Genomic DNA, 10,962 nt, shown 5'->3' on the forward strand with positions numbered 1-10,962 from the left:
GTACCCTTAAGCTCTTGCAGCATAGACTCTGGCAGTGCCAGTTCATCATTCTTGTTTACAGAGATGCCTGCAGCGATGATCGCATTCGCGATCTCTTTCGCTTCATCCAAAGAGTGCATTGCCGCGGTACCACATTGGTATTCGTTCAGCTCAGGGATCTTATTCTGGTTCTCAACTTTCAGTACGTCTTGCATCGCTGCCAACCAACCGTCAGCCACTTGTTGTTCTGTAGGCGTACCAATCAGGCTCATGTAGAAACCAGTGCGACAGCCCATCGGTGAGATATCGATGATCTCTACATCTGAACCGTTCAATTGATTACGCATGAAACCAGCATATAGGTGCTCTAGAGTATGGATACCTTTCTCAGATAGGATGTCTTTGTTTGGCGCAGTAAAACGCAGGTCAAACACAGTGATGGTATCCCCTTTTGGGGTTTGCATTGTTTTAGCAACACGAACGGCAGGTGCGTTCATGCGTGTGTGATCAACAGTGAAACTATCTAATAAAGGCATTGCTCTTCTCCATGACGGCTGGCTTTAGAAAAACCAGCTTCGATTGTCTTCTAGTTCTTTGCGGCACTGTTTCAGCTGCCATCCATAATCTTTTGCTTGCTGTTCGACTTTGCGCGCCACCTTAATTAGCGATGGCTTGCTGTTGTATGACTTACGCTTATAACCACCACGGCCTTCATGATAAGCTAGGTATTGGTTATATGGGTCCCATAGTGAGATGCCCAATTGACGACGCGTCTCGCTGGTATACCAACCGATGAACATCAATGCATCATCAAAGTTGGTTCTTGAACCACCGTTATTGGTCGCCTTTTGGAAGTCTTCCCAAGCAGGATCTTGAGCTTGTGCATAACCGTAGGCACTGCTTACACGCCCCCACGGTATAAAGCCAAGAATGTAATCTTTAGGTGGGCGCGCATCATGACGATAGCTACTCTCTTGTTTCACAAAAGCCATCACAACGTTAATCGGCGTTCCCCATTCTTCTTGCATATCCAAGGCATCTTCATACCATGAAGGGTGCTCTCGAAAGATGCTACACAAATTATCTTGCTGCTTTGGCGGTGGCGTTGCACATCCAACCAACAGGCTAGAGACAACACCAACAGTCACTACAGGTAACCATTTACTACTCACTCGAGTAGGCTGACCTAATAAGGCTTGCTTCCTTTCCACCAAAGTCTCGCTATGCTTTTAAATACGAAAAATAATCCGCTAAGAAGCTATCAAAATCTTGAGTGCTTGCTTCTTCACTTTGTTGCTGAGCAATCACAGAACGTTGAACTTCTGCTTCCATCAACTCAGCTGAATATACTTTGTATTGGTGCGCTTTGTGTTGCTGAGCGTACGTTTTACCTAACGCGCAACCCACTTTACCTAAGCCGCCCAATTTTTTGGTCTCTTCTAGCAACTGGCCAGAAATAGTTAGCTCAGGGTTATCAATCCAAGCCTCAAGCGTATCGCATGTTTCTTGGTATGCACGACCACCTTGTTCAGCGTCCATCATCTCGGCAATAGAGCGCAGATCTTTGAAGACACGCTTCGCCCAATCTTGCAGAGACAATCGCTCACCATGACAACCGATTTGTAGCTCTAGACCAACCTGACGACCTTGTAGGATCACCTTGTTCCAGTTATCGCGCCAGCATTCAAGCTCGCAGTTATCCATCTCAGCAGAGTCCGTTAGCACACTCCACGTTAGGAATAAGTCTAGGAAGCGAACCTGCTGCTCATTGATACCAATTGAGCTGAATGGGTTTACATCTAAAGAACGAACCTCAATGTACTCAACACCACCGCGTGCCAATGCTTCAGATGGTTTCTCACCACTCTTCGCCACACGCTTAGGGCGGATTGGAGCGTAAAGCTCATTTTCAATTTGCAGTACGTTGCTATTCAACTGACGGTATTCACCATCAACCTTAGTGCCAATCTCGGCAAATTCTTCTGATGGTGTGCGAATCGCTTGATTCAAACCTTCAAGGTATTGGTCTAGGCTGTTGAAACCAATCTTCAACACACTTTGCGCACTGTTCGTGTAGCCAAGGTCGCTCAGGCGCAGTGCCGTTGCTTTTGGCAGATACAGTGTCTCGCCAATCTTTTCAAAAGGCAGGTTTGTCTCTCTTCCTTTGATGAAAGAAGAACATAGCGCAGGTGAAGCACCGAAGAAGTATGGGATTAACCAACCAAAGCGGTAGTAGTTACGAATCAAACCAAAGTAAGCATCTGACTTAGATTCACAACGCGCTTCTTCAGTTTGCTCTCCAAACAAGCTATCCCAAAAGCTTTCTGGGAAAGAGAAGTTGAAGTGAACACCAGAGATAATCTGCATCAGGCTACCGTAACGACGTTTTAGGCCTTCACGATATAGGGTCTTCATCTTACCGTTATTCGAGGTGCCGTATTGCGCTAGCTGAATGTAATCTTCACTGCCAACGTAACAAGGCATAGAAAGCGGCCATAGTTTTTCGCCGTCTAACTTGGTTTGCGTGAAGTGGTGGATATCAGACAACTGATTCAAAAGCGTCGGAACGTCGTTAGAAACAGGCGTGATAAATTCCAGTAGCGACTCAGAGAAATCGGTCGTTACCCATTCGTTCATCAACGCAGATCCCAAAGCCTCAGGGTGCGGCCCAGTAGCAAGGTGCCCATCTTCCGTGTAGCGTAATGTTTCCCTTTCAACACCACGACCAAATTGAGAGAAGGTCTTAGGGTTGGTTGCAACTTGCTTTAGTCGCGCAGCAAAATCAGTCAAAATTCAGTTCACTTATCTTATATTGTTCTGATTAGAACTATCATAAATTAGGTTGGAGGAGAAAAGTAGAGTCTCTTCCCTCCCCCTTTAATGTGTACTCTAACGAATGATTTCAAGCTCTTCTATTGGAATATCTAACTTTTCTAATTGCGGGCGAAGCGAAGTCGCGTCACCAACAACGATTATTTGATAATCATTCGGGTCAAACCATTTCTTAGATAGCTCGTTTAAGCTCTCTTTTGAAACCGTTTCAACTATCTGATTACGCTGTTGTAGGTAATCTTCATCAAGGCTCAATGCAACAATATTACTCAACAACCCCGCCTTTTGACTTGGCGTTTCATATTTGAGCGCATCTTGTTGACCGACGGCAAGGCGCATAAATTTCACCTCTTCGTCAGTTAATCCACTCTGGCTAAACTCATTCAGCTCATTAATAAATTCTTGAATCGATGGAACCGTCGCATTCGCCCTTACCTGCGCGCTAAATACCACTGCACCAGTTTCTCGAGTACTTGCGAAGTAACCGCTTGCACCGTAAGTGTAAGCTTTGTCTTCACGTAGGTTCTGGTTGATACGACTATTGAAGTTGCCCGCTAAATTAAAGTTAGCTAGCTGGCTCAAATACAATTCACCCGTTGCATCAAACGGCAGGCCTTTACGAACCAAGCGAACAATGCTTTGCGGCGCACCCGGTTTATCGACTAAGTACAGGTGCTGACCAGAAAGCTCTTTGACGATCTGTGGACGCGTTAATGGTGCCGCATCGCCTTGCCACTCTTCAAAGAATTGTAGCTGTTTCCCTACCTCTTTCTTCGAGATGTCTCCCACCACAACAATATTGGCACCTTCTGGTGTGTAATGTTGCGCATAGAATTTTTTCACATCGTCTAAGGTCAATTTCGATAGAGATTCCTTAGTACCATCACTTGCACGAGCAAAAACAGTGTCACCAAACAGCACTTCACGGGTTGCTTGAGAAGCCATCCAACTTGGCTGCTGATGCTGATACACAACGCCTTCTAGCATCTGTTTCTTAACGCGCTCAAAATCTTGCTCATCGAACTTAGGCTCGAATAGAACCTCTTGCACAATCGCTAAGGTTTGAGGCAAGTTTTTCTCTAGCGCCGAGACTGAAATATCTGTGGTGTAGCTGCCCGCACTAATGCTCACACTGCTACCAAGTTTATCTAAGGTCGCTTGTAACTCTTCAACGGTCCGTTTGGTTGAGCCTTCTTCCATCATCGAAGCCGTTAGGTTCGCTAGGCCTTCTTGTCCTTTGCGAACATAACGCTCGCCAGCTGGAAGTTGAATCTGTAACTGTACTGTCGGTGTTTCGCTGGTCACAGTACCAATCAAGTCCGTGCCATTTGCAAAGTGCATGCGGTACAACTCTGGCATGGTCGCCTCAACACCAAAGTTCACTTCTGGCATTACGCTGCGATCAAAGGTATTCGGTGCCTTTCTGAAGTCCAGTTGGTCTTCCGTCATCTTGCTGTATTCAGGCAACGTACGTGGTGGCGTGGTAAAAGTCGCTTCACGAACCGCCAAATCGAGCTTTTTCTTAGGAACCACACTCAAGGTAACCTTGTGCTTACCTTCGATGAAATCTTGGTATGCCTTGCTCACGCTCTCAGGCGTCACCGCTCGGATTTGATCGAGTTGTGATTCAATGCGATCAGGCTGACCATAGAAGGTTTGGTTCGACGCGAGTTGCGACACCTTACCTTTAACACTTTGCAATGCGAAAACGGCATTCGCTTCTGCCATGCCGGTGATCTGGTCTAAACGCGCTTGCTCAACGCCCTCTTTCGAGAATTGCTCTAGGGTATCCATCAGCTCTTTATTAAGAACCGTCAAATCGCCTTTTTCACCTGAGTTGCCCATTGCATACACGTACATGGTACAAGCAAGCTCAGCACAATCATGGAAAGATCCAGCGCTGACTGCCTTCTGCGTTTTTACTAGGTTTTGATATAGATAACTGTTGGTACCTGAACCTAACACGTTAGACAATGCATTCAGTGAAGCTTGCGTCTCTTCGCCGCGATACGTTGTTGGCCAACCCACAAGCACCATCGGCTGACGAATATTGTCTTCTAAGGTGATGTACTTATCTTCTTTTAGAACAGCAGGTTGCTTCTCTGCCGCCTTCACTTCAGGGCCTTGAGGAATTGGACCAAAGTACTTGTTAACCCATTCTAGCGTATCATCAACGTCGATATCACCACCAATCGTTAACACGGCATTGTTTGGGCCGTACCAACGCAGGAAGAACGCTTTAAGATCATTCACGTCAACACGGTCAAGATCTTCAACATAGCCGATTGGTTGCCAAGAGTAAGGGTGACCTTCTGGGTATAGCGCTTCGCCCATGCGTTCCCACATTAAGCCGTAAGGACGATTTTCGTAGCTCTGCGCTCGCTCGTTCTTGACCGTGCCTCTTTGCACCTCAAATTTCTTCTGAGAAACTGCATCCAACAAGAAGCCCATTCGGTCTGATTCTAACCACAGCATTTTTTCAAGTTGGTTAGAAGGAACAGTTTCAAAATAGTTGGTGCGGTCACGGTTGGTCGTGCCGTTTAACGAGCCACCCGCTTCGGTAATGATCTTAAAGTGCTGTTGGTCACCAACGTTCTCTGAACCCTGGAACATCATGTGCTCAAAGAAGTGAGCAAATCCCGACTTGCCTATCTCTTCACGTGCTGAACCGACGTGATAAGTTACATCAACATGCACCAACGGATCGGAATCATCAGGGGAAAGAATAACTGTCAGACCGTTTTCAAGCTGATACTTGGTGTAAGGAATCACTACTTTATCTTTAGAGGGCTTAACCTCTTCTAACAGAGTGACACCTTCAGGTAACGAGGAAAAGAAGGGCGTTGAGCTAGGTACATTGTAAGAACAGCCAGCAATGGCGATAAGAGAAAATGTACCAAGTAAAACCTTTTTCATAGGTTCTCCTTAGAAAAAACCGAAGTAGATAGCAGCAAGTAAGCTATAGCGAGCGGCTTTGCCAATCGCTATCAAAATAACGCTAGGGATGAATTTCATTCTTAGCCAACCCGCAGCGAGACACAAAGGGTCACCAATGATCGGTAACCAACTAAATAACAGTGTCCAGTAGCCATAGCGACTCAGCCAAGCCATAGCCTTATGACCATGCTTTTCAGATTGAGTTCGATTAGGCAACCACAAACCAATCCAATAGTTAGTCAGGCCGCCTAAGGTATTGCCTAATGTCGCCACCAGAATGATCGATGAGGTTGAAAACTGAACTAAGCTCAATGCAGCCACAAGGCTAGCTTCTGAACCACCGGGTAGTAACGTGGCACTCAAGAAGCCACTGATGAAGAGTACCCACAGCGCCGAGTCCGAGAACCACAGCGCGATATTTTCAAAAAGGGAGTTAAAAAATTCTAACACTGCCTATCAACTTTCTTGCATTTTAAGTAGCACCTTGCCTCTGGTGTGTCCGGTTTCAACCTGCAGGTGCGCCGACTGCGCCTCGTCTAACTGGTAGATACCTTGAATTTCTGTTTTGAGCAATCCGACACTGACCATGTAAAGCATGGTGTCCATTTGCTCAGGGTTTGGTTCAACCAGCATGCCTGATGCAGTAAAACCTAATAGTGTTGCTTTCTCACAGATAAGTTCTGCAGATAGAGTCGGTACTGTCACTACTCGCGCGCCATCTTTTAGGCACTTCAATGCATCAAGCGCGGTATCGCCACCGACCAAATCAATCAACACATCGACATCAGATACTCTTTCTGATGCTGGCGCAAACTTATAGTTAATCGCGTGAGCACCTAGCGTCGCAAGGTAATCAAGATTGGCTTCGCTGCAGGTTGTGTAAACCTCAGCTTTTGCTGCCACTGCAATTTGAACCGCAAGGTGACCAACGCCGCCCGCGCCCGCTAAAATAAGCACGCGGTCGCCTTCTTTCACTTCGGCTTTGTTGAGCGCTTGTGCCGCTGTTTGACTCGCAAGTGGTAATGCAGCTGCCGCTTCTAGAGTGACAGAATCAGGAACCATACTTAATGCAGCTTCTGGAACACACACATATTGGCTGTAACCGCCACCTTGCAGTGGAAAACCAATAAAGCCAGCCACGTTATCACCAACAGTAAAGCGTTCAGCCTGTTCGCCTAGCGAGACAATTTGCCCTGAAATATCGTAGCCAGGCACCCAAGGCAGGTTATCTTTGTTTTGTGCTGCCGCCCAACCAAGACCCGCTCGGGTTTTGACATCAATCGGATTAATGCCTGAAAAGGAAACTTTAACCACCACTTCTCCAGCCTTAGGCTCAGGGATCGCACTGGTTTGAATACTTAGGTTTTCGACGCCGCCGAATTGAGTAATCGCAATCTGTTTATTTTCCATTCCACATTTCCTTGATTGATAAAAGCCCTAGTGAGCAAGCACCCTAATTAATAAAAAGAAAGGGATGCGAAAGCATCCCTTTGACTATAAACCATTTAATAAGGCTAAGTTAACCGCTCATTCGTAAATTGACGACCAATTAACGTAACGATACATGACCCAGCAAATCCACTAGCCCACGAGAGCTAATAGAATGCCCGCCGCAACCGCACTACCAAGTACACCGGCTACGTTCGGACCCATTGCATGCATCAATAAGAAGTTCTGAGGGTTTGCCTCAAGACCAACCTTGTTCACAACACGTGCCGCCATTGGAACCGCCGATACGCCAGCTGCGCCAATCAGTGGGTTGATGTCCTCTTTCGAGAATCGGTTCAACACCTTAGCCATCAATACACCACCCGCCGTACCGATACTGAACGCGACCGCACCTAAACCTAGAATACCCAGTGTTTCTAAGTTCAAGAACGTATCCGCTTGAAGCTTAGAACCAACCCCTAGACCTAGGAAAATAGTTACAACGTTAATCAGTTCGTTTTGAGCTGTTTTTGAAAGGCGATCAACCACACCCGCTTCACGCATTAAGTTACCCAAACAGAACATACCAACTAGAGGTGTTGCTGAAGGTAGGAACAAAATCGTCATCAGTAGTACAGCAAGCGGGAAAAGAATCTTCTCGGCTTTGCTAACGTGACGAAGTTGAGCCATCTTAATTTTGCGCTCTTCAGGAGACGTTAACGCTTTCATGATTGGTGGCTGAATGATAGGAACCAAAGCCATGTAGCTATAAGCCGCTACTGCAATGGCACCTAAAAGATCCGGAGATAACTTGCTTGCCAAGAAGATCGCAGTTGGGCCATCGGCACCACCAATGATCGCAATTGACGAAGCATCGGCCATCGAGAACTCCATTCCTGGAACGTAGTTCAGCAAGATCGCGCCAAATAGCGTCGCGAAGATACCAAACTGAGCCGCAGCCCCTAGCCACAACGTTTTAGGGTTCGCAATCAACGCACCGAAGTCCGTCATCGCACCAACACCCATAAAGATCAGCAGTGGGAAAATACCTGTCTCAATACCAATGTAGTAGACGTAGTAGAGCAAACCACCTGGATCAGTAAACCCAGCATTTGGAATGTTTGCTAATACAGCACCAAAACCAATAGGCAGTAGAAGTAACGGTTCAAATCCTTTACGAATTGCCAAAAACAACAGTAAGCAACCAACCAGCATCATACAGATCTGGCCGAACTCAAAGTTCGCAATCCCTGTTTCAGACCATAAGGTCATCAATCCTTCCATGGTACTCCCTTACGCTAAGCTTAGTAGTGGAGCGCCTACAGTAACTGCATCGCCTTCTTTAACATTCAATTCTTGAACGATACCACCACGAGCAGCACGAACTTCCGTTTCCATCTTCATCGCTTCTAGGATTAGTAGAACGTCGCCTTCAGAAACCTCAGTACCCGCCTGAACGTTTACTTTAAAGATGTTACCCGCCAATGGAGCTGGAACCGCTTCAGCGTCAGACGCTGCTACTGGTGCAGCCTGAGCAGGTTTTGCAGATGGCGCCACCGATGTCAGTTCACCTTGTGGGCCAACTTCAACATCGTAAACTTGACCATCAACCTTCACGCTGTAGCTTTCAATACCACCAGAAGCTTGTACAGGAGCTGCAGCAACTGGAGCCGCAACTTCTAGCGTTGGTGCAGGTTCAAATGCTTCAGGATTACGACGGTTCTTAAGGAACTTAAGACCCACTTGTGGGAAGAGCGCGTAAGTCAGTACATCATCAACCGTATCTTCAGCTAGAGAGATACCCTCTGATTTCGCTTTCTCTAACAGATCCGTCGTTAACGTATCCATTTCAGACTTAAGTAAATCAGCAGGACGACAAGTAATCGGCTCTGCACCGTCTAGAACTTTCGCTTGCAGTTCAGCATCCACTTCAGCAGGAGCTTGACCGTATTCACCTTTCAGTAGACCAGCAGTCTCTTTCGTGATGCTCTTATAGCGTTCGCCCGTTAAGACGTTAATAACCGCTTGAGTACCGACAATCTGAGAAGTTGGTGTTACTAAAGGAATGTAACCAAGCTCTTTACGTACGCGTGGGATCTCTTCTAGAACTTCATCCATGCGATCGGCGGCGCCTTGCTCTTTAAGCTGGCCTTCCATGTTAGTTAACATTCCGCCAGGAACTTGAGCGATTAAGATGCGAGAATCGACACCTTTTAGCTGACCTTCCCATTTCGCGTACTTTTTACGTACATCACGGAAGTAAGCCGCGATGGGTTCGATTTGGTCTAGTTTAAGATTCGTGTCGCGCTCTGTACCTTCTAACATCGCAACAACCGTTTCGGTTGGCGTATGACCGTAAGTACAGCTCATTGAAGAAATAGCGGTATCTAGAATGTCGATACCCGCTTCAACGGCTTTAACCGCTGTTGCAGTCGATAGACCAGTTGTCGCGTGGCTATGCAGTGCTAGAGGAACGTCACACGATGCTTTGATACGTGTAATCAGCTCTTCTGCTTCATACGGCTTTAATAAACCTGACATATCTTTGATACATAGTGAGTGACAACCTAGGTCCTCTAGGCGTTTGGCCAAATCAACCCAAGTATCTGAGTTGTGAACCGGACTGGTTGTGTAAGACAACGTACCTTGAGCGTGGCCACCAACGTCGATCGTTGCTTTCACTGCTTTTTCAAAGTTACGTACGTCATTCATCGCATCAAAGATACGGAATACGTCCATGCCGTTTTTATGGGCACGTTCAACAAATTTTTCTACTACATCATCCGCGTAGTGACGGTAACCCAACAGGTTTTGACCACGCAGTAGCATCTGCATTGGTGTGTTTGGCATCGCTTTTTTAAGTTCACGTAAACGCTCCCATGGATCTTCTCCAAGAAAACGGATACACGAATCAAATGTCGCGCCGCCCCAAGTCTCTAGAGACCAGTAACCGACTTTATCCAGTTCTGCCGCAATTGGCAGCATATCTTCGATACGCATACGAGTAGCAAATAGTGACTGGTGCGCGTCACGAAGTACCACATCTGTGATAGCTAGTGGTTTAGACATGCTCATAAACTCCTTTTTAATCCTTTAAATGCTACTTAGCAGTAGACGCACGGTATTGATGAACCGCGGCCGAAATTGCTGCCACTACCTGTGGACTAACAGCTGAAGGGTTTGATTGTGATTTTTGAATTTTTTTAGGTGCTGCGATCGGCTCTGGTACTTCTTCTGGTACCAGTTTTGACATCAACCGAACGAGGTAAACTAGAATAGTTAGGAAAATAAAGACAACGGACATCCCCGTTATCATTAGAGTCGCCGCATCTCCTAGCAGGCTTCCAATATTAGTCATGTTGCTTCCTTTCTTCGTCATCCTGACATACGTACAGGATTTCAGCGAATAGTGATCCCGACCCATGGATTATCTCGATTGGTAAAAGTTTGTCAATTTTGTTTAAGGTTCTGTTACGGATAACGCACACATAAGGTTAATTATTCGCCTATCAGATCACATAAATCTGTCAAATACGTCATTTTTAGATATTTAAACTGTGACTTAAACGGGGCTTTTCTGGGAATTGATATGAGAAAGGTGGAATAACAAAGAAGCAATCAAGAACTACTTTAAATACAACAAGTTAAACAACTAACAAATTTAACATTGTCGCAACAAATTTGCAGCAGACATAAAAAAAGCCTCGTATAAACGAGGCTTTTTCTAATAATGTGGCGCGCTCTGGAGGATTCGAACCTCCGACCGCCTGGTTCGTAGCCAGGTAC

9 protein-coding genes are annotated in these 10,962 nt (G+C 46.2%); all 9 read right to left on the bottom strand.

Annotated elements, in window-relative coordinates; genetic code table 11:
* A partial coding sequence (gene luxS / locus A6D97_RS15900; protein WP_065584780.1) for an S-ribosylhomocysteine lyase occupies positions 1-515 on the bottom strand: 515 nt, incomplete at its 3' end.
* 24 nt (positions 516-539) lie between these two features.
* On the bottom strand, positions 540-1,190 hold the full coding sequence (locus A6D97_RS15905) for a hypothetical protein (RefSeq protein WP_083190242.1): 651 nt from the start codon (positions 1,188-1,190) through the stop codon (positions 540-542).
* A 10-nt stretch (positions 1,191-1,200) separates the two neighbouring features.
* Positions 1,201-2,769 (bottom strand): glutamate--cysteine ligase, encoded by a 1,569-nt coding sequence (gene gshA / locus A6D97_RS15910; RefSeq protein ID WP_017063229.1) that lies wholly within the window; start codon positions 2,767-2,769, stop codon positions 1,201-1,203.
* Between the two features lie 99 nt (positions 2,770-2,868).
* Positions 2,869-5,727 (bottom strand): pitrilysin family protein, encoded by a 2,859-nt coding sequence (locus A6D97_RS15915; protein WP_065584782.1) that lies wholly within the window; start codon positions 5,725-5,727, stop codon positions 2,869-2,871.
* Positions 5,728-5,736: 9 nt separating this feature from the next.
* Positions 5,737-6,198 (bottom strand): YqaA family protein, encoded by a 462-nt coding sequence (locus A6D97_RS15920; protein ID WP_065584783.1) that lies wholly within the window; start codon positions 6,196-6,198, stop codon positions 5,737-5,739.
* Between the two features lie 6 nt (positions 6,199-6,204).
* Complete coding sequence (locus A6D97_RS15925; protein ID WP_017065778.1) at positions 6,205-7,158, bottom strand: NADP-dependent oxidoreductase; 954 nt, start codon at positions 7,156-7,158, stop codon at positions 6,205-6,207.
* Positions 7,159-7,329: 171 nt separating this feature from the next.
* On the bottom strand, positions 7,330-8,460 hold the full coding sequence (locus A6D97_RS15930) for a sodium ion-translocating decarboxylase subunit beta (protein WP_019825842.1): 1,131 nt from the start codon (positions 8,458-8,460) through the stop codon (positions 7,330-7,332).
* Positions 8,461-8,469: 9 nt separating this feature from the next.
* Positions 8,470-10,245: a sodium-extruding oxaloacetate decarboxylase subunit alpha gene (gene oadA / locus A6D97_RS15935; RefSeq protein ID WP_017059560.1), complete on the bottom strand. Its 1,776-nt coding sequence runs from the start codon at positions 10,243-10,245 to the stop codon at positions 8,470-8,472.
* 31 nt (positions 10,246-10,276) lie between these two features.
* A complete protein-coding gene (locus A6D97_RS15940) occupies positions 10,277-10,534 on the bottom strand; it encodes an oxaloacetate decarboxylase subunit gamma (RefSeq protein WP_004741884.1) in 258 nt (85 codons plus the stop codon).
* Between the last annotated feature and the right edge of the window lie 428 nt (positions 10,535-10,962).

The organism is Vibrio sp. ZF57 (assembly GCF_001691235.1).
GTDB lineage: Bacteria > Pseudomonadota > Gammaproteobacteria > Enterobacterales > Vibrionaceae > Vibrio > Vibrio crassostreae_C.